Source organism: Acinetobacter sp. ANC_7655, assembly GCF_056784015.1.
This window is the reverse complement of record NZ_JBWYJB010000020.1, coordinates 1-18,505: the sequence shown is the minus strand read 5'-3', so window position 1 is coordinate 18,505 and position 18,505 is coordinate 1. Positions and strand designations below refer to the sequence as shown.

Annotated in this window: 24 protein-coding genes; 15 read left to right on the top strand and 9 right to left on the bottom strand. The window is 39.1% G+C overall.

Annotated elements, in window-relative coordinates; genetic code table 11:
• Positions 1-200: 200 nt before the first annotated feature.
• The 3 genes from AC1M9N_RS14300 to orn form a co-directional block, all read right to left on the bottom strand.
• The gene (locus AC1M9N_RS14300; RefSeq protein WP_092768909.1) at positions 201-1,004 is read right to left on the bottom strand and encodes an enoyl-ACP reductase FabI; all 804 of its coding nucleotides are present in this window, start codon (positions 1,002-1,004) and stop codon (positions 201-203) included.
• Between the two features lie 160 nt (positions 1,005-1,164).
• Positions 1,165-1,899, bottom strand: a complete 735-nt coding sequence (locus AC1M9N_RS14295; protein WP_481592474.1) for a Bax inhibitor-1/YccA family protein — start codon at positions 1,897-1,899, stop codon at positions 1,165-1,167.
• 181 nt (positions 1,900-2,080) lie between these two features.
• On the bottom strand, positions 2,081-2,635 hold the full coding sequence (gene orn, locus AC1M9N_RS14290) for an oligoribonuclease (RefSeq protein WP_035270788.1): 555 nt from the start codon (positions 2,633-2,635) through the stop codon (positions 2,081-2,083).
• A gap of 124 nt (positions 2,636-2,759) precedes the next feature.
• On the opposite strand from orn, the gene rsgA reads away from it, so the two are divergent.
• The 4 genes from rsgA to secB all read left to right on the top strand — a co-directional run bounded on the left by rsgA (position 2,760) and on the right by secB (position 5,076).
• The gene (gene rsgA / locus AC1M9N_RS14285; protein ID WP_035270790.1) at positions 2,760-3,818 is read left to right on the top strand and encodes a ribosome small subunit-dependent GTPase A; all 1,059 of its coding nucleotides are present in this window, start codon (positions 2,760-2,762) and stop codon (positions 3,816-3,818) included.
• A 92-nt stretch (positions 3,819-3,910) separates the two neighbouring features.
• Positions 3,911-4,324 (top strand): rhodanese-like domain-containing protein, encoded by a 414-nt coding sequence (locus tag AC1M9N_RS14280; RefSeq protein ID WP_035270792.1) that lies wholly within the window; start codon positions 3,911-3,913, stop codon positions 4,322-4,324.
• A 12-nt stretch (positions 4,325-4,336) separates the two neighbouring features.
• Complete coding sequence (gene grxC, locus AC1M9N_RS14275) at positions 4,337-4,594, top strand: glutaredoxin 3 (RefSeq protein ID WP_035270794.1); 258 nt, start codon at positions 4,337-4,339, stop codon at positions 4,592-4,594.
• 23 nt (positions 4,595-4,617) lie between these two features.
• Positions 4,618-5,076, top strand: a complete 459-nt coding sequence (gene secB / locus AC1M9N_RS14270) for a protein-export chaperone SecB (RefSeq protein WP_035270796.1) — start codon at positions 4,618-4,620, stop codon at positions 5,074-5,076.
• A gap of 63 nt (positions 5,077-5,139) precedes the next feature.
• Here the strand turns inward: secB and coaBC are convergent, their stop codons facing one another.
• Entirely contained in the window at positions 5,140-6,405 is a 1,266-nt protein-coding gene (coaBC, locus tag AC1M9N_RS14265) for a bifunctional phosphopantothenoylcysteine decarboxylase/phosphopantothenate--cysteine ligase CoaBC (RefSeq protein WP_481598082.1), read from the bottom strand.
• A gap of 115 nt (positions 6,406-6,520) precedes the next feature.
• Here coaBC and radC point away from each other — a divergent pair, with 115 nt between their 5' ends.
• The gene (gene radC, locus AC1M9N_RS14260; protein ID WP_035269684.1) at positions 6,521-7,207 is read left to right on the top strand and encodes a RadC family protein; all 687 of its coding nucleotides are present in this window, start codon (positions 6,521-6,523) and stop codon (positions 7,205-7,207) included.
• Between the two features lie 103 nt (positions 7,208-7,310).
• The gene (locus AC1M9N_RS14255; RefSeq protein WP_035269686.1) at positions 7,311-8,222 is read left to right on the top strand and encodes a bestrophin family protein; all 912 of its coding nucleotides are present in this window, start codon (positions 7,311-7,313) and stop codon (positions 8,220-8,222) included.
• 64 nt (positions 8,223-8,286) lie between these two features.
• Here the strand turns inward: AC1M9N_RS14255 and AC1M9N_RS14250 are convergent, their stop codons facing one another.
• Positions 8,287-9,141 (bottom strand): PHP domain-containing protein, encoded by an 855-nt coding sequence (locus AC1M9N_RS14250; protein WP_481954957.1) that lies wholly within the window; start codon positions 9,139-9,141, stop codon positions 8,287-8,289.
• A gap of 44 nt (positions 9,142-9,185) precedes the next feature.
• Between AC1M9N_RS14250 and AC1M9N_RS14245 the strand changes: the two genes are divergently transcribed.
• From AC1M9N_RS14245 to mnmC, 4 genes are read left to right on the top strand one after another with little or no spacing between them, the layout of a single operon-like run.
• Complete coding sequence (locus AC1M9N_RS14245; RefSeq protein WP_481954956.1) at positions 9,186-9,800, top strand: inner membrane-spanning protein YciB; 615 nt, start codon at positions 9,186-9,188, stop codon at positions 9,798-9,800.
• A gap of 31 nt (positions 9,801-9,831) precedes the next feature.
• Complete coding sequence (locus tag AC1M9N_RS14240) at positions 9,832-10,134, top strand: YciI family protein (protein ID WP_035269693.1); 303 nt, start codon at positions 9,832-9,834, stop codon at positions 10,132-10,134.
• Between the two features lie 4 nt (positions 10,135-10,138).
• Entirely contained in the window at positions 10,139-10,552 is a 414-nt protein-coding gene (locus AC1M9N_RS14235) for an SH3 domain-containing protein (protein WP_481954958.1), read from the top strand.
• A 32-nt stretch (positions 10,553-10,584) separates the two neighbouring features.
• On the top strand, positions 10,585-12,489 hold the full coding sequence (gene mnmC, locus AC1M9N_RS14230; RefSeq protein WP_481953950.1) for a bifunctional tRNA (5-methylaminomethyl-2-thiouridine)(34)-methyltransferase MnmC2/FAD-dependent 5-carboxymethylaminomethyl-2-thiouridine(34) oxidoreductase MnmC1: 1,905 nt from the start codon (positions 10,585-10,587) through the stop codon (positions 12,487-12,489).
• Between the two features lie 48 nt (positions 12,490-12,537).
• On the opposite strand, the gene AC1M9N_RS14225 is transcribed toward mnmC, so the two are convergent.
• Complete coding sequence (locus tag AC1M9N_RS14225; protein WP_180000521.1) at positions 12,538-12,849, bottom strand: rhodanese-like domain-containing protein; 312 nt, start codon at positions 12,847-12,849, stop codon at positions 12,538-12,540.
• 91 nt (positions 12,850-12,940) lie between these two features.
• Between AC1M9N_RS14225 and AC1M9N_RS14220 the strand changes: the two genes are divergently transcribed.
• Entirely contained in the window at positions 12,941-13,429 is a 489-nt protein-coding gene (locus AC1M9N_RS14220) for a YajQ family cyclic di-GMP-binding protein (RefSeq protein ID WP_035269703.1), read from the top strand.
• A gap of 28 nt (positions 13,430-13,457) precedes the next feature.
• Positions 13,458-13,958 carry a DUF4442 domain-containing protein gene (locus AC1M9N_RS14215; RefSeq protein ID WP_035269707.1) on the top strand — a complete coding sequence of 167 codons (501 nt, stop codon included), beginning with the start codon at positions 13,458-13,460 and terminating at the stop codon, positions 13,956-13,958.
• Positions 13,959-14,030: 72 nt separating this feature from the next.
• Here the strand turns inward: AC1M9N_RS14215 and AC1M9N_RS14210 are convergent, their stop codons facing one another.
• The 3 genes from AC1M9N_RS14210 to AC1M9N_RS14200 form a co-directional block, all read right to left on the bottom strand.
• Positions 14,031-14,399 (bottom strand): acyl-CoA thioesterase, encoded by a 369-nt coding sequence (locus AC1M9N_RS14210; RefSeq protein ID WP_218945426.1) that lies wholly within the window; start codon positions 14,397-14,399, stop codon positions 14,031-14,033.
• 80 nt (positions 14,400-14,479) lie between these two features.
• Positions 14,480-14,905, bottom strand: coding sequence for a thioredoxin TrxC (trxC, locus tag AC1M9N_RS14205; RefSeq protein ID WP_481589621.1), 426 nt, complete (start codon positions 14,903-14,905; stop codon positions 14,480-14,482).
• Positions 14,902-15,801 carry an alpha/beta hydrolase gene (locus AC1M9N_RS14200; RefSeq protein ID WP_481613625.1) on the bottom strand — a complete coding sequence of 300 codons (900 nt, stop codon included), beginning with the start codon at positions 15,799-15,801 and terminating at the stop codon, positions 14,902-14,904. The genes trxC and AC1M9N_RS14200 overlap by 4 nt, the downstream gene beginning before the upstream one ends.
• A 123-nt stretch (positions 15,802-15,924) precedes the next feature.
• Between AC1M9N_RS14200 and AC1M9N_RS14195 the strand changes: the two genes are divergently transcribed.
• The 3 genes from AC1M9N_RS14195 to AC1M9N_RS14185 all read left to right on the top strand — a co-directional run bounded on the left by AC1M9N_RS14195 (position 15,925) and on the right by AC1M9N_RS14185 (position 18,368).
• Entirely contained in the window at positions 15,925-16,260 is a 336-nt protein-coding gene (locus AC1M9N_RS14195; RefSeq protein ID WP_035269714.1) for a protein tyrosine phosphatase family protein, read from the top strand.
• The gene (locus tag AC1M9N_RS14190; RefSeq protein ID WP_481596686.1) at positions 16,253-16,678 is read left to right on the top strand and encodes a protein tyrosine phosphatase family protein; all 426 of its coding nucleotides are present in this window, start codon (positions 16,253-16,255) and stop codon (positions 16,676-16,678) included. The genes AC1M9N_RS14195 and AC1M9N_RS14190 overlap by 8 nt, the downstream gene beginning before the upstream one ends.
• Before the next feature lie 316 nt (positions 16,679-16,994).
• Positions 16,995-18,368 (top strand): dihydrolipoyl dehydrogenase, encoded by a 1,374-nt coding sequence (locus AC1M9N_RS14185; RefSeq protein WP_481954955.1) that lies wholly within the window; start codon positions 16,995-16,997, stop codon positions 18,366-18,368.
• Positions 18,369-18,505 lie beyond the last annotated feature (137 nt).

The window sequence follows — 18,505 nt, the reverse complement described above, 5'->3', positions numbered from 1 at the left end:
GCCGAGCTGTTCCAATGCCGAAAAGATGTTGGCAAGCATGGTTATTATCTGTCTTTTATAATTTAATAAGGCTAAAGAATTTTTTAATATTTAATCAAAAAAAATACGATTTACCTAGTCTTGGTTACATAAATGAACTTTAAAAAATGTAAAAAAATCGGCAATAAATTGCCGATTTTTATTTCTTATTAAGATGAGATTTATTCTGTTAGCATTAAATCTGCACTCATACCAACCGTATTGTAACCAGCATCTACATATAAAATTTCGCCAGTAATACCATTCGCCCATGGTGAACATAAGAATAATGCCGCATTACCTACATCTTCGATCGTGACATTACGCTTTAAAGGTGCAACCTTTTCATTCAGATCAAGCATCTTACGGAAAGACTTAATACCTGAAGCCGCAAGCGTACGAATTGGACCAGCTGAAATCGCATTTACACGAATTCCTTCAGCACCCAAACTTGAAGCCAAGTAACGAACGCCAGCCTCTAAAGATGCTTTCGCCAATCCCATAACATTATAGTTTGGCATCACACGCTCTGAACCTTGGTAAGTGAGTGTGAGCAAACAGCCCTGACGAGCAGTTAAAAGTGGTTTTGCCGCACGAGCCATGGCAATAAAACTATAGGCACTGATGTCATGCGCGATTTTAAAACCTTCACGATCAGTAACTTCAGTAAAATCACCATCTAAAGTATGTGCCGGTGCAAAACCAATTGAATGCACTACGCCATCCAAACCATCCCAATGTTTTGCTAATTCAGCAAATGCTTGTTCGATTTCAGCATCAACAGCAACATCACATGGAAAAACTAGTTTTGAACCAAACTGTTCAGCAAAGTCATCAACACGCTTCTTCATTTTTTCATTAGGATAGGTAAATGCCAATTCTGCACCTTCACGGTGTAAAGCTTCTGCAACACCGAATGCAATCGACAATTTACTCGCAACACCCGCGATTAAAAAACGTTTACCTGCTAATAGTCCTTGTGCCATGTGACTCTCACTTAAATTAATTTTCATGCATGATGCCAAGTCTAGAGCATTTACGAAATTGCATAATGCATCTTTTTTCAAAAAATTGTTAAACCGAATTAGACGCTAAAAAAAGATCAGACATCAGTCTGATCTTTTTACACGCCTTAGCTGAACGACATTAGTCATTACTAGACAGTAGACCAATTAAACGCAAGAAAGAGAAATACATCCAAACTAAAGTGGCTAATAAGGCAATTCCACATAACCATTCCATCGCTTTAGGCGCATATTGAGCTGCGGCATTTTCAATCAGGTCGAAATCTAAAATTAGATTTAATGATGCAATAATGGCGACAAAAGCTGCAAATCCTAAACCTAGCCAATTATTATCAAATATATATGGAATGCTCGAACCAAAAGCTAGACTCATAATAAATTGGAGAACAAATACAATCGCAATCGCAATGGTGGCTGACAACACAACCGCTTTAAATTTCTCAGTCGCACGAATAATTTGAAACCGATAAAGCGCGAACATCACCAAAGTCGTGACAAATGTTGCGAGCAAGGCCTTTAAAGGAACACCAGGGTATTTCAGTTGAAATATGACTGAAATACCCCCTAAAAATGCACCTTGAAATAAAGCATATGGAATAGCCAAAGTTCGAGCAGTATTCTGCTTAAAAGTAGTAATGAGTGCCAGAATGAATCCACCAATCGCCCCCACCATCGCACTAGCATAGGCGAGTGATACATTTAAAGTCATAAAACTATAAATAAACAGCGCGATACCCACCGCTGCCGAAATCACAGTTAATACAACAGATTTCTGAATCGCGCCTTGAATCGTCATGGGTTGTTGATAATTAGATACAGTCTCTACACGGGTTAAAATCGGATTACTACTTTGCATAACTTAGTCTCTGTTATCATTCTTAAATTTTCACTATTCTGAGATCTATCAGCATAAAAGTCAGTTTATTTTTTGCTATCAATTTTTAAACATTTTAATTAATACTTTGTTCTTTCGATCATTTATAAAATCTATAAAAAAAGAGGCCTTAGCCCCTTTTCTAAAATTTCAGCAGAACGTTTTAATTATTTGAGATGAAAAAATATTGACGGTAATACTTTAATTCAGCAATTGAATCACGAATATCATCCATCGCAAGATGAGAAGCATTTTTCTTTAAACCACTCATAATTTCTGGGCGCCAGCGTTTTGCTAACTCTTTAACAGAAGACACATCCAAATTACGGTAATGGAAGAACTGCTCAAGCTCTGGCATTAAACGATGTAAGAAACGGCGATCTTGGCAAATTGAGTTTCCACACATTGGAGATGATTTAGGATTGACCCATTTTTTTAAGAATTCAAGTGTTTGTTGCTCAGCATCTTGCGCAGTTAACTTACTACGGCGTACGCGTTCAATAAGTCCAGATTGCCCGTGCTGACGTGTATTCCATTCATCCATCGCATTTAAAATAATATCTGACTGATGTACAGCTAACACTGGGCCTTCAGCAAGAATATTTAAATGATCATCCGTAATAATCGTTGCAATTTCAATAATCTGATCATTGTCTGTATCTAACCCTGTCATTTCAAGGTCGATCCAAATTAAGCGGGTATCTGGGGTGCTGCTCATAAAGTGCAATCTTATTGGGCTAAATTAAAGATGGATAGTAGCAAATTATTCCGATCTTGGCTGTAAATCCATGGCTCATCATGCTATTTTTGCCATCTAAATTTCAAGGTTTTTTAGGTTGTGAATGGCTTTAATTCGTAAGCGTCGTTTGACAGAGCAACAACAACGTCGTATTCAGAAACAACATCAAACACGTCAAGAAGAACTCGACACGTCTCACGACTTAGAAGGCTTAGTCGTCCAACACTATGGTCGACAACTCGAAGTACAAGCCCTCTCCTTGCCTGATCAACATCCAATAAAACCAGATACCAAAGAAGGTGAGCCAGAACCTTTTTGGAAACCTATTGAGCTGAATAGCGTTTGGCGTTGTCATACCCGTACCAATTTAGAATTATTGGTTACAGGTGATCGCGTAAAATGGCAAGCAGATCCAAATACTGGCTTAGGTATTATCACAGCGATTCAACCGCGACAATCCTTGTTGACTCGCCCAGATCGTTATCACAAAGTAAAACCAGTAGCTGCAAATATCAGCCTGATCGTCATCGTCATTGCACCGTTACCAGAACCTGCACCAACCCTGATCGATCGCTATTTGGTTGCATGTGAAGATGCCAATATTCCTGCTTTATTAGTATTAAACAAATGTGATTTACTGAAAGAAAATGATCCAATTTTGCTGTTAGCAGAAGAATATCGTCAACTTGGTTATGACTTCATCCTGACCCAATCTAATGGTAATTTAGATGAGTTGATTCAACGTATTGACAACCAAACTGTTGCATTTGTAGGTCAATCAGGTGTTGGGAAAAGTACACTTATTAATGCCATCATTCCTGATGCTGATCAAAAAACCAATGTCATTTCAGAAAACTCCGCACTCGGTCAACATACCACGACCTCAACACGTTTAATTCGTTTTGGTGAAAATGGTGCTTTAATCGATTCCCCAGGTATTCGTGAATTTGGCTTATGGCATTTAGATCATGAGAAAATCGATGGTGGCTTTCCTGAAATTTCTGCGCTCTTAGGACATTGTCAGTATCGCAATTGCACCCATACGCACGAAAAGCAATGTGCGCTTAAAGAAGGTGTCAAAAATGGTGATATTTTACAAAGACGTTTAGAAAGTTATTTACGTCTAATAGATGAGATTACTGAGGCGCAACAAAAAAATTAGTTTTCTTTAAGCACGCCCTTGAAGCAGTGATTTTGATCACCATATATATACGTTATACTCAACGCAGTTTTTAATTAGTCATTAGGTGATTTGTGGAACGTTGGTTCGAATTTATGGGGAATCACCCCTTTTTATTTGCAATTTTAGGGGCCCTTATTGTTTTGTTTTTCGTTTTTGAAGGACAACGTAGTGGTCGTAAAATTTCGCCACAATCGCTCGGAATTTTAGTGAAAGCTAAAAATGCGATGCTGATTGATTTGCGCGATGCTAAAGATTTCCGTGAAGGTCATATTAGCGGTAGTCGTAATATTCCATATAGTCAAATTGCTGCCAATGTTGAAGAATTAAAAGCTGCGGACCGTCCATTGGTATTCATTTGTAATTTAGGCCAAGTTGCAGGCTCTGCTTTACAACAAGTCGGTCATACAGATAGTTATCGTTTAGACGGTGGCATTAGTAACTGGAAAGCTCAAGGCTTACCTTTAGTAAAAAGCAAAAAAGCTTAAGGAGTTTGTAAAATGACAGCTCAAGTGACTGTATATTCAACAACGATGTGTCCTTATTGCGTACGTGCAAAGCAACTCCTTGAACGTAAAGGCATTGAGTACAAAGAAATTAATTTATCAAAAGAAGCACCTGAGGTTCGTGTTGAGTTAATGCAAAAAACCAACCACCGCACAGTGCCACAAATTTTCATTAAAGATCAATTCATCGGTGGTTTCGACCAACTTTATGCTTTAGAGCGTGAAGGTAAACTAGACGAATTATTGGCATAATCACTAAATCTAAGGAATTAAGAATGAGTGAAGAACAACAAGTTCAACCACAATTAGCATTAGAACGTATTTATACAAAAGACATTTCTTTTGAAGTTCCTGGTGCTGCGGTTTTTACAAAAGAATGGCAACCTGAGTTAAACATCAATCTTTCTTCATCAGCTGAAAAAGTAGATCCAACTCATTTTGAAGTTTCTTTAAAAGTGGTTGTACAAGCTGCGAATGCAGGTGAAACTGCATTTATCGTAGACGTAACACAATCAGGTATTTTCTTGATTGATGGCGTTGAAGATGAACGTCTTCCGTACATTCTTGGTGCTTATTGCCCTAATATTTTGTTCCCATTCCTTCGTGAAGCGGTGAACGATCTTGTAACTAAAGGTAGCTTCCCTCAATTACTTCTTACACCGATTAACTTCGATGCTGAGTTTGAGGCAAACATGCAACGCGCTCAAGCTGCAGCTGCTGAAGGTCAAGCTTAATCGTTTGATTAACTTCCCCCTTATAAAAAAGACCGCATTTGCGGTCTTTTTTATATCCTACATTTAAACAGGTCGTTTTTCTTGATGTAATGCATCATGGATAGCTTCAACCAATTGTTGTGCAATTTCTTGCTTTGAAGCTTTTTCAAGATCACGTTTTTCCATTTCATATTGTTCAGCAAAAAACACAGTCATCGCATTTTCATCTGAAGCAAAACCAATATCCGCTCTTGAAACATCATTGCATGCGATCATATCTAGTTTCTTAGCCACCAATTTACCTGCGGCATATTCTTCGACATTACGCGTTTCAGCTGCAAAACCGACCATAAATGGACGTTTGTCTTGCAAAGCTATCGTCGCCACGATATCAGGATTTTTAACAAGAGAGACAGCTAACTCATCACCAGCTTTTTTGATTTTATGTTCCGCAACTTCTGCAACACGATAATCCGCTACGGCAGCTGTCGCAATAAATACATCACATCCTGTTTCCAACTGATTCATGCTTAAATCAAGCATCTGTCTCGCTGAAGATACATTTAAACGCTTCACCCCATTCGGTGTATCTAAACTGACAGGACCCGCGATCAGTGTCACCTCAGCACCTGCTGAATAACATGCAGCAGCAATAGCAAACCCCATTTTTCCAGTGCTGTGGTTTGAAATATAACGCACTGGATCAATTGCCTCTCGAGTTGGACCTGCGGTAATCGTCACTTTTTTACCCGCCAGCAAGCCAAATTTTTCTGCAATTGCACGCTGCGCTTTATGGAAATATTCTCGTACCTGTTCAGCTAAATCTTCAGGCTCAGGCATACGTCCTAATCCAACATCGCCACACGCTTGAGAACCCGCCTCAGGCATAATGACATGCACACCATCCTCAACCAAACTACTTAAATTGCGCTGTGTTGCTTTAGCCGCCCACATTTGTTGATTCATGGCTGGTGCGATCCAAACAGGTGCTTTTGTTGCCAAATAGAGTGTACTGAGTAAATCATCCGCTAATCCACAAGCAAATTTGGCAATACTGTCACAACTGGCAGGAGCAACAAGTACCAAATCCGCCCATCGTGCTAATTCGATATGCCCCATTCCAGCTTCAGCTTCTGTATCTAGAAGTTCAGTATGCACTGGATTACCCGACAATGCTTGAAAGGTAAGCGGCGTAATAAAAGCTTGGGCACCTTGAGTCATTACAACTCGGACATTAAATCCGTAATCTTTAAGTCGGCGTACTAAGATGGCACTTTTATAAGCAGCAATACCACCAGTAACAGCAAGAATAATATTTTTATTGGAGAACACACTAAGATCAAAACTCAAGATCACGTCACCTTTTTATTGCAGTGGCGCTCACAATAGCATTAAATATTCTGCCACCCAAGATATACCTTGGTGAATATTCAAAAGTTAAAATAATTTAAAACAGTGAATAATAATGAATAATTCGATCAAACAATGGCCCGAACAAGAACGACCGCGAGAAAGATTACTCCGCCAAGGTGCTCATAGCCTCTCTGATGCAGAACTCCTCGCCATCTTTTTAAGATCAGGATCTCAACAACATTCTGCGGTCGAATTAGCAAGATTGATGTTGCAACATTTTGGAAGCTTAAATGCAGTGTTTGATGCATCGATAGACGAAATTCGCATGTTCCATGGCATGGGAGACACTAAATACTCTCAATTGATGGCTGTAAAAGAGCTTGGACGGCGTTACTTGCAACATCAATTGAACCAACAAATTGATTTAAGTCGCTCTGATTTAATTCAAGATTATCTTCGCTATGAACTTATTGGCGAATCTCAAGAGATTTTCGCGGTACTCTGTTTAGATGCAAGGCTCAGAAAAATTAATTTTAAAAAATTATTCTTTGGTTCTACTAACCACTGTGCAGTTTCAATTAATCAGTTTATTCGACATATCATCCACACTCAGGCGAGTGCTGTGATTATTGCACATAATCATCCTTTAGGAATTCCTCAGCCCTCAATTGACGATATCAATTTGACGAAATCTTTAAGTAGAGCTTGTAATTTAATTGAGGTTAAATTACTCGATCATGTCATCATTTCCACCGAAGGCAGCTACTCTTTTATGGAGCACCAACTGATCCGAGAATAAGTCTATAAATTACAGAATAAAATTGCTCGAAGTTTCCATTTTTTATCATTGACAATACTCGCTGAACTAGTGAAGATCATAGAAAAATGAAAGATTGATTTACATGATTGTTCGTGATCAAACCGATACGCTAAAACTATTATTTTCATGGCGTGGAACCATCTTACCGAAGGTATTACCTCCACTTGGAATCGTTATGCTGATTTCAGCAATCGTGGGGGGAATTGAATATATAAATCTCTATAGATTCCCTGAAATTCCTTTGGTTGGGTTTACACTGATCGGAGTAGTATTGTCGATTTTTTTAGGTTTCAAAAATTCGGCATGTTATGACCGTTGGTGGGAAGCGCGTAAATTATGGGGAAGCTTAATCGCCAATGCTCGACATTTCGATCGAGACTGCCGGATCTTGCCGCAAGGTCGTCGTGAACGTGTAATTCAGCATATGATTGTTTTTGCTAACGTACTGCGTGACCGTCTTCGTCATCAAACAGTCAGTCCCGATGCTTTGCATCAAACCAGTGGCATGAGCCCACAAGCTTTAACTCAACTTTACCAGCAAGCCAATGCACCACAATACACATTAAGTTTGATTCAATGGGAGTTGATGCAGTCACTGAAAGAAGGCGAAATTTCAGACATTATTTATACACAAATGAACCAACATGTAACTGAATTAAGTTTGGTTCAAACAGGCTGTGATCGTATTGCTACAACTCCTTTACCTTATGCTTATTCAGTACTCTTAAACCGTACCGTTTATTTTTTCTGTTTTATGCTTCCATTTAGTTTAGGCTCGGTGCTCGGTTTGGCGACGCCACTTTTAGTCGGTATTTTAGCATATACGTTTTTGGGGCTTGATGCGCTCAGCTCTGAAATAGAAGAGCCTTTTGGTACACAAAGTAATGATCTTCCACTCGATGCCATGGTTCGTACAATCGAGATTGAACTACTCGGGACTTTAGGAAAACCAACTCCTCCACCGATCCAAGCACAAGATCACAACTTACTTTGATTCATGACAACTGAATGTCTTATCGCCGCCTGAAATTCTCTTATCCGTTGTTATAAGAGAATTTCTATACAATAAAACTTTCCCAGATGCCAACCTGCCCCTCTTTCACTTGAGGGATATTCCCCAATTTTATCCATGGCATATTATCTCCATGGAAATCACTTCCAACTGATACTTTAAGCCCAAATTCGGCAATCATTCGGTCTACCATTTGTCGCGTCGAGGTAGGCTCAATCGCAGGTGGCAACTCAACTGCGTCGCCTCCGTAACGTGCAAATATTTCAATCAAATAACGAATATTCGTCGCAGATAAATCATAACGGGTAGGATGTGCCAAAACAGCAAACCCTTGAGCCTCATGAATTACACGTATCGTTTCCTCCAGACCAAGTCCTTCAAACTGAACATAAGCTTTTTTACCTTCCTTGATATATTTGTCAAAAGCTTGTTGCGGACGTGAAACATGACCCTTCTCGACCAGCGTCTTCGCAATATGGGTTCGTGTCACACGATCAGGTATACCCTCGACCTTCGCAACCACATCCGCGTAAATATCCTCTCCAATAAGAGGCTTCAACAATTCACAGATGAGTTGAGCACGTTCAGCTCGAATTATCTTTTGTTGTTCTAGTAGCTTATGCAAAGGATCAGGTGATTGCATATTCAGTGCGACCACATGCACACCATAACTTTTTTTGGTCGAAGGTCTAGACCACTGACTTGAAATTTCCACACCTGAAATAATTTGAATTGGTTGATTTTTTGCAACTTTTTCAGCCAAAACCAAACCATCCATGCTATCGTGGTCAGTCAGTGCAAGGGTATGTATCCCTTTTTCGAGCGCAGCTTGAACCAGTAACCCTGGCGACAAAGTTCCATCAGAAATATTACTATGTGTGTGTAAATCTACGCCTTGCATCTTTTATACTAATCCATCCACCTGAACTGCATAGATACTTTAACATGAAAGCACTTTTAGACTTTGTGCCACTCATAATTTTCTTTTGGCTTTACAAAACTGTCGATCCCAAAGATAACAATCACCCTTTACTGCAATGGATCGGCTCTGCAGGTGGCATCGATAATAACCATATTCTCGTTGCTACAACGGGCTTAATCATTTCTATGCTCGTGGTCTACGGTGCATTATTTGTCCGCCAAAAATTTCATCTCGATAAACAACAATGGATTGTTTTATTTATGACGGTGATTTTTGGTGGGATTACTCTCATGTTGAGTGATGATTTTTATATTCGTCTCAAAGCAGCGATCTTGAATTTTGTATTTGCTGGTGCTTTCTTAATTTCACCTTATTTTGGTAAAGACCGCAAACCTCTCATTCAACGCTTATTTGGTCCTATTTTAAATTTAACACCGCAGGGATGGAAAAATTTAAACTATGCTTGGGCCGCGATGTTTGTTGGTATGGCATCATTGCATATTTTCTTTGCTTTCGTGTTCATGGATGGAAAATATTGGGGTGAATTTACTGCTTTTGGTGACATGATTGTGATGTTTTCATTTATCATTATTCAATTCATCATTTTACGAAAACACTTTAAATCTGCAGAAGAATAATCGTGTTGAAAGAGGATATAGAGATTTCGCCATGCCCTTATTTGTAGTGACGTGTACCGACCAAGAAGGTACTGTTGAAAAACGCTTAGCAACACGCCCACAACACCTTGCACGCCTTGAAAAACTGGCTGAGGAAGGTCGCGTAATCGTCGCTGGCGCGATGCCAAAAGATCGTAATAACCCACAAGCTGGATTTTATGGCAGCACCCTTATTTTAGATTTTGAAAGCCGTGAAGCGTTAGATGAATGGTTAGCAGATGAGCCTTTTTTAAAAGAAGGTATTTATGCCAGCATTGACGTAAAACCTTTTAATAAAGCATTACCACATGAATAAGATGATGAATTTGACACGCTCTGCTCTTTTCATCAGTTTTGCATTGGTATCTTCAACTTGGGCTGAACCCGCAGCAACTACTGCTGCACAGTCTCAGCCAGCAACTGCTACGCCTGCAAAGCCACTTACAGCTGAACAAATTGCACGAAATAAAGCGCTTCAAGAAGCAAAAGTAAAGGCTTTAGTCAAAGACCAAGCAACACGTCTCCAACAGCTTGAAAAAGCAAACCTAGAAGCTTTAGCACAGAATCAAGAATTACAACTAAAAAATGATAATTTAGGTGTACAAATTCAGGTGCTTCAAAGTGAACGTAGTGCTCAAATGTTTTTGTACGGTGCAGCAACAATGGCTGTCGGTATTTTTGTCGGCTTTATTATTGCCAGTTACATCTATACAAAACGACGTCGTCAGTGGTAAACCACTGACACGCTTTTCAAAGGTTTCAAATTTTGACTCAGGCCATTCAAACTGCTGATCTCGATTGGCAACTCGTTGATGGAATCGATATTCCAGTTTCTAAAATTTTCGGTGATGTTTATTTTTCAAAAGCCAATGGCCTTCTTGAAACGCGTCATGTCTTTATCAATGGTAATGATCTACATGAACGCCTATCGGACTTAAAACCATTTGAACATTTCACAGTCGGAGAAACTGGCTTCGGCACGGGTTTAAATATCCTCACCCTTTGGCAACTTTGGCAATCAATTCGTCCAAATAATCATAGTCAACTGCATGTCATTACGGTGGAAAAATTTCCATTGAGCAAGGCTGATCTGATCCGAGCTTTAAATGCTTGGCCTGAACTGAAACATGTATCAGATCAACTCATTGCCCAATATCCACTGCCGATTGCAGGATGCCACCGCCTTCATTTTCCAGATGAGCGTTTTAGTATTGATATTTGGTTAGGTGATGCACATGATGTTTTTCCAGTCATTGCCAAAACTAGCACTGTCAATGCATGGTTTTTAGATGGATTTGCTCCTGCCTGTAATCCAGATATGTGGGAAGATCAAGTTCTGAATCAAATTATTCGACTATCAGATATTGGAACTACTTTTGCCTCTTTCAGTGTTGCTGGAATCCTCAAAAGAGGATTAAAAAAACACGGCGTGAAAATTACACGCCCAAAAGGGTTCGGACACAAACGTGAAATGCTAAAGGGAGTTTTACTGCCTTTAGACGAAGAGGCTGAAAAAAGTGAACTCTCTCCCGAAGATTACCAATACAAACCACACTCAAGTTCTCAACGCCGTATAGGCATTGTAGGCGCCGGAATTGCGGGTTTAAGTTGTGCCTATGCCTTTGCATTAAGAGGTCACCGCGTCAGCCTATTTGACCGCCATGAGCCATTAAGTGGCGCGTCAGGAAATCCTCTGGCTTTATTGAATCCCAAGCTCTGTCCAATTGAACAAAGTGCCGATCATTTAATGACATTAGCATGGCAACATGCAATGAACCATTATTCAAAATTTGAAGCCTTTGACGCCGCGCAAGTCCATCAAATCCCTCTTAAACACGCTGATGAACTTCTCGATCTTGCAAATCAATATCCAGAAAACATACTCGAAGCAAATTGTGCTGCTAAAAACAGCCTGTTCAACCAAGCATTCCTCACCTTGAAACAGGCTGGAACAATCAGACCACATGATTTGGCTAAAGAAATATTATCGAATGAACTGATCGAATTTCAGCAAGCGACAATCAAATCGTGGGATCTACTTGCCAATCATCAAGTCGGTATAACAGATCATGTTGGACAACAATATCAATTTGACCATGTGATTATTTGTTGTGCCCGTGAAAGTATGAATCTTTTTGATGATTTCCCGATTTTAAAACCAATACGTGGTCAAGTTAGCTGGTTTAACCATGTTTCATCCACACAGTTCAAGAAACATGAAGCATATAGCTATGGTGGCTACTGTATGCCTTTAAATGATCATCAAATCATTTTAGGTGCTTCTTTTTACCCTAATCGAGATGATCAAGATGTTCTTGATGAAGATCATGAACATAACTACAGGTTACTTGCAGATTTCGCACCAGATATTGCTGCACAATTTCCTGACCATCATTCTTGGCATGGTAGAGCTTCTGTTCGTGCACAAAGTCAGGATTATTTTCCGCTTTTAGGTCAGGTTGAATCTGATACTGAAATTTATACACTCTCAGGTTTGGGCTCTAAAGGCTTTTTATTTGCTCCTTTGTGTGCTGAAATTCTAGTGGCTCAAATCTTAAAAACAGCATGCCCTGTATCTGAAACTTTACTCAATAAACTCAATGTTCATCGATTTAGAAAGAAAGTAAGAATAAAGAAGCCATATTTTCAGGCTAAAACTCAATCACCATGATTTATTGAAACTAAAAAAGCGCCATAAGGCGCTTTTTTTCAACCATGATTAACCTTGCTCTAAAGGTAATCCTGCCTCACGAGCAGCACGAGTACCACCCATTAAGACCACATATTCACGTGAACTATCAAAGCCTTCTAATAGTTCTGCAGCACGTGGTGCTTTACTTCCGCCGCCACATAAAATGTAAATCGGTTGATCCGCTGCAACTTGAGTCAGACTATCTGCTGAAAGTGTGGAAATCGGTTGGTTCACCGCTCCTTTCACATGTGCTTCAGCATAAGCACTTGTATCACGTACATCCCAGATAATCGCGTCAGCTGGGAACTCAAATGTTGTAATTTCTTGTTTACGGATCATTGCGCACTCCTTTGATGTAAACAACACTTGGCAAATGAAGAAAACATCCCTAGCATCTCAGATATTCTTTCTATTTGTAAAGGTCTAAACTATGCCATCTTTCGATATTGTTTCAGAATTAGAGATTTTTGAAGTAAATCATGCAGTTCAAAACACACAAAAGGAAATCGGAACGCGTTTCGACTTCCGTGGTCAAGACGTTTCGATCGAATTAAACGAAAAAAATAAAGAAATTAAGATCTCGACTGAAAGTGACTTCCAATGTGAGCAAGTTTACAACATGCTGGAAAATCACTTTTATAAACGTAAAGTCGACGTTCAAGCACTAGATCCGCAAAAAATGACAGCATCTGGCAAAAATGTCATTCAAGTGATTAAACTTAAAGACGGTCTTGACTCTGATACAGCAAAAAAAATTAATAAAGCCATTAAAGAAAGTGGTATCAAAGTGCAATCTTCTATTCAGGGCGATAAAATCCGAGTCACTGACAAGAAGCGCGATACATTACAACAAGTTATGGCATTCTTAAAAGAACAACAATTCGGTATCCCACTTCAATTTAACAACTTCAAAGACTAATCTCTTTGCTCCATCATAGGAACTGATCATGGCAAAAGGCAATCGTTTATCTAAGTTAGTAAAAGCGACATCTAAGTTTCCACAAGGTATCCGTAGTACTTTGTGGAGCAAAGCTTTTGGCCGTGTCGTTCCAATGGTGGGAACCGCCAAATTACGTTATCTTGAAGTTAGTCATGCTAAAGTTGTCGTTAAAATCGAAAACCATAAAGCAATGCAAAACCATATTGGTCAAGTGCATGCATGCGCAATGGCGCTGATCGCTGAAACAGCTACAGGCTTTGTTACCGGCATGAATGTACCCGATACCTCAATCGTATTAATAAAAAGCTTAAAAGTAGATTTCAAACGCCCATCTAAAGGTGCGATGACCGCAGTCGCTACATTGACTGATGATCAACAAAAACAGATGCAAGAGTCTGAAAAAGGTGAAACCCTTGTCAAGGTGATCGTGACAGATGAATCTGGCGAAGAGCCAATTCAATGTGAAATGCTCTGGGCTTGGATTGCAAAATCTCAACTTAAGCAATAAAGCTCATGATCATATTGATCCTAAAAAAGTTTCCCTAATAAAAAATCCCAACGATGTTGGGATTTTTTGTGATTAGATGCTTAGAGATTCTTGAAACTTTTGTTTAACATCATCTGGAATCTGGCGTTTTGCCCCTTTCACATCCACCGCAACAAAAGTGAAAACACCTTCTGTCACTCTTTTCGCTGGACGTGAAGAGTCGTGACTATCCCATACTTCAATTTGCATTTGAATTGAGGTATTTCCGAGCTTTAAAATTTTAGTATAACAACTAATGACATCACCCACCTTAACAGGCACAAGGAATGTCATTTGATTAATTGCAATGGTTGCACAGCGACCTTTTGTATAACGCTCTGCATGAATAGCTCCAGCCAAATCCATTTGTGAAACAATCCAACCACCAAAAACATCCCCACTCCAGTTGGTATCTGCAGGCATAGCAATGGTTTGAAGGGATAATGTACCTTCTGGCTTAAGTTGAGAATCTGACACAGTCACTCCAAATATTGGCCTATTGGTTAAGCATTTAATTGCTGATTTAACCAATCTCGTAATTGATTTGCACGTAATGCACCACTTATTCTAGCAATTTCATTCGTTTTATTCATCAATACCAACGTTGGAATACTACGAACATTAAAGGCAGCACTTAAGCGCGGATTCGCTTCAGTATCTATCTTCGCAAAAACCACATGCGGATTTGATTTGGCTACTTCAGCAAAATGCGGTGCCATCATTTTACAAGGCCCGCACCATTCTGCCCAAAGATCAATCAATACTGGTAAATCACTGTTGGTAATAAAGTTACTAAAGTTTTGCTCATTCAGCTCAATAGGGGCAAGCGGAATCAAATGCTCATGACATTGACCACAATTCGGCTGAGATTGGATTTTATCTTCAGGTACACGATTTTTTGCGCCACAAGATGGACAAACAACAATCATGAGTTTACTCCTCTATTTTGATCTAAGAATTCTAATTGAAGCTTGATTGCGCTTTCCATCCAATTTACTTGATAAATATCAAAATGTGTCATATTCCACTCATGGTATTCCACATAAGGTGCCATATTGGTTACCGTTTCACGACTAATTTCTATGGGAATAACTGCATCTTTCTTGGCAGCAATAAATAACACAGGAATTTTAATACTTCTTGCCGTAGTAATCGGTCGAAATCGTATGACGTCCAACATAGCTCTTGCAGGCACCTCACCGCTCCAATAATAGTTTGAATCAACGATCGACATATACCCTTGATAACTATCCTGACTCGGGTAAAAACTTAATGCATAAGGATGAACGACAGGCATTTTTTTTCCAACACGTCCAACTTTGGCTGCCATTAAATCCTGACTCGATAACTTTAAAGCCTGCGCCATATGTTGAATTGGATAAATTTTACTGCTGGCATTTCCGTCCACAAAGGGTACTTGCGCTATTGCAGCCCGAATCCCATTTAACTCAGATGCAAGTTTTAGAACATATCCGCCACTCAGACCCGTTCCCCATAAGAAAAGCTGGTGCCCATCAACCAAAGGGAATAATTTGATATGCGCAATCACAGCATACCAATCTTCTAGCTGCTGACGGACAGAGACCATTTCTCGTGGTTTACCCGTACTTCCTCCCCAACAACGATAGTCAAAGAGTACAACCGCGAAACCTGATTGAGCAAAACGTTGCGCATATTGGATTAATTTGAATTGACGTAATCCTGCAAAACCATGCGCCATAATAAGCACAGGAGGTCTTTTAACTTTGACAGGCAAATAAAGGTCAGCAGCGATCAACTCATTTGCTTTTTGTACGTACAGCGGCTCTACGGTGTAATCGTACATAGGTGCTCCATGCATGTATTCATACGATTTTTATTTTAAATTTTTTGTGTCGATCAAAGCTCATATCTGAGCGAGATGCTATGATAGTAGCATAGTCTTTTAATTTATTTTGGGAGTGACGCAATGAGTGAAAATGTAGGTTTTGCTGGTCAAATTGGGCCAGAACATTTAGTTCAAGTTGTTGAAAAAGGATTTAAATCTGTGATTAATAATCGCCCCGATATGGAAGGCGGACCAGAACAGCCAACAAGTGCCCAAATTGAAGAAGCTGCACGCGCTCAAGGCTTAGATTATGTATATCAACCTGTAGTTGCAGGTCAAATTACTGAACTTGATGTTCGTACTTTTGCAAATCATTTCAATGAGCTACCAAAACCAGTATTAATGTTCTGTCGTACGGGAAATCGCTCTAACAATCTCTACCAATTAGCAAAACAAATGGATTTGCTTGATGACTAAGATGTGGTTTAGATTCATCCTTTCCATCTTCATTTTTAGTATCGTAACGCTAAGTCATTCAGCATCAGAACCGCTCAGTAAAGCACTTAATCCATCTGTGAGTGTATCGGGTCATATGACGGCTACAAAATTCAATGCCTTAATGCAGCAGGGATTTAAGTCTGTGATCGTTAACCGTCCTGATCAAGAATCAGGTAACGAAACAACTGCAAGTGAATTAAGAGCTTTAGCCGAAAAGTCTAAAATCAGTTTGATTTACCAACCTGTTATTTCAGGTCAAATAACAGATGCAGATGTTCATGAGTTTGCGAAGTATTACAATAGTCTACCTAAACCTATACTTTTAGTATGTAAGTCAGGTAGTCGTTCTACGTTACTATTTAATAAAGCAAATTCATTAGGACTCATTCATGAATAAAATTTGTATTGCATTATGTTGTTCGTTTCTTTTACTCGGTTGCACATCAATGAATGTAAAACCAACTGTTGGTGTGCATGCAGGTACATCATTATAAGATAAATGTATCTTATTCATTTTAAAGGCGCACAAGCGCCTTTTTCTTTCATCTTCTTTCAATAACAACCATGAAAATACTTAGTTTTAAAAATACAAATTTTCAAAAATGTGGATATCACCAAAAGTTAAAGGTTTAAGTGTAATAAATTGAAAAAAAACCTTATTCATCGAAGTTTTTTTTATATAGTGAATTCAAATCATTCTTACTCAATACAATATGTACGATATCATTATTATTGGAGCTGGTACTGCTGGTATTTCAGCTTATAAAGAAGCCATTAAAACTACACAAAATATACTTATTGTGAACGACGGTCCGTGGGATACCACTTGTGCTCGAGTAGGTTGTATGCCGAGTAAAGTTCTAATTTCATCAGCTAATCTTGCCTATAATGCGAGAACTTCAGAACAACTTGGGCTAAAAATTTCTTCTCAAATTGACACTAAAGATGTTATGCAACATGTACAGCAATTACGTGATCGATTTACAAATGCAACACTGAAGGACGTTAATTCATGGCCTACAGCGCACAAAATTTCAGGTCGCGCAACATTTGTAAATGCAAACACAATCAATGTTAATAATAAGAAATACCAAGCTAAATCGTTCATTATCGCTGTTGGTTCAAGACCAACAGTAAATCAAGATTGGCAACAAAAACTTGGTCATTTATATTTAACTTCTGATCAAGTCTTTGAAATACCTACTTTACCAAAAAGTTTAGCTGTAATTGGAAGCGGTGTCATTGCAATCGAACTTGCACAAGCCATGCAGCGTCTAGGTGTGGAAACTACAGTTTTTGCTCGCAGTAAAAAAATTGGTTCATTGACTAGCCCAGACTTACAAACGCTTGCTCAAGAAATATTCTCAAAAGAATTAAATATCAAATATGAGATTTTACCCGAGCAGGTTGAGAAATTAGGCGAAGATAAGGTTCAAATTAACTTTATCGAAAATGGTAGCAATCAATCTATAGAAGTTGATTACCTATTATCTGCGACTGGTCGTACTACGAATTTAGATACGTTAAATATTCAGCATATAAATGATGAATTCATTGATCTAAAGAAATTACCTGTTGATCCAACCACTAAACAGCTTGGTGACTACCCCATTTACATTGTAGGTGATGCATTTACTGCAACGCCTATCCAGCATGAAGCGTCTTATGAAGGTAAATTGGCGGTTCATAATTGCCTCAATCAACATCAATCGAGTCAGAAAAAAAGTCTTACCCCATTGGGTATTATGTTTAGCTCACCAGAAATGGCAGGGATCGGCTCCAATTATCACACACTGCGTAAAGCCAATCATGAGTTTGTTACAGGTATCGTATCCTACGAAAAGCAAGGACGAGCGATTGTCAATGGACAAAATATTGGGGCTGTAGAGGTTTACATCGATCGATACTCACGTAAACTTCTCGGAGCAGAATTTCTTTGTTATTCAGCAGAACATTTAGCACATTTGCTCGCTTGGGCTATCTCCAGTGATCTTACTGTTGATGAAATTCTAGATCACCCTTTCTACCATCCAACGCTAGAGGAAGGCCTAAGAACTGCGTTAAAACACGCTCGACGACAACTTTAATCTATTATTTGATACAAGGCCCTCTCATGAGGGCTTTTATTTTTATATCTTTAATTCATTCTTTACTGCATAGAAAAACACCCCCTTCTATTGAAGGGGGTGTTTAGAATAATGAGCTGGCGATGACTTACTCTCAC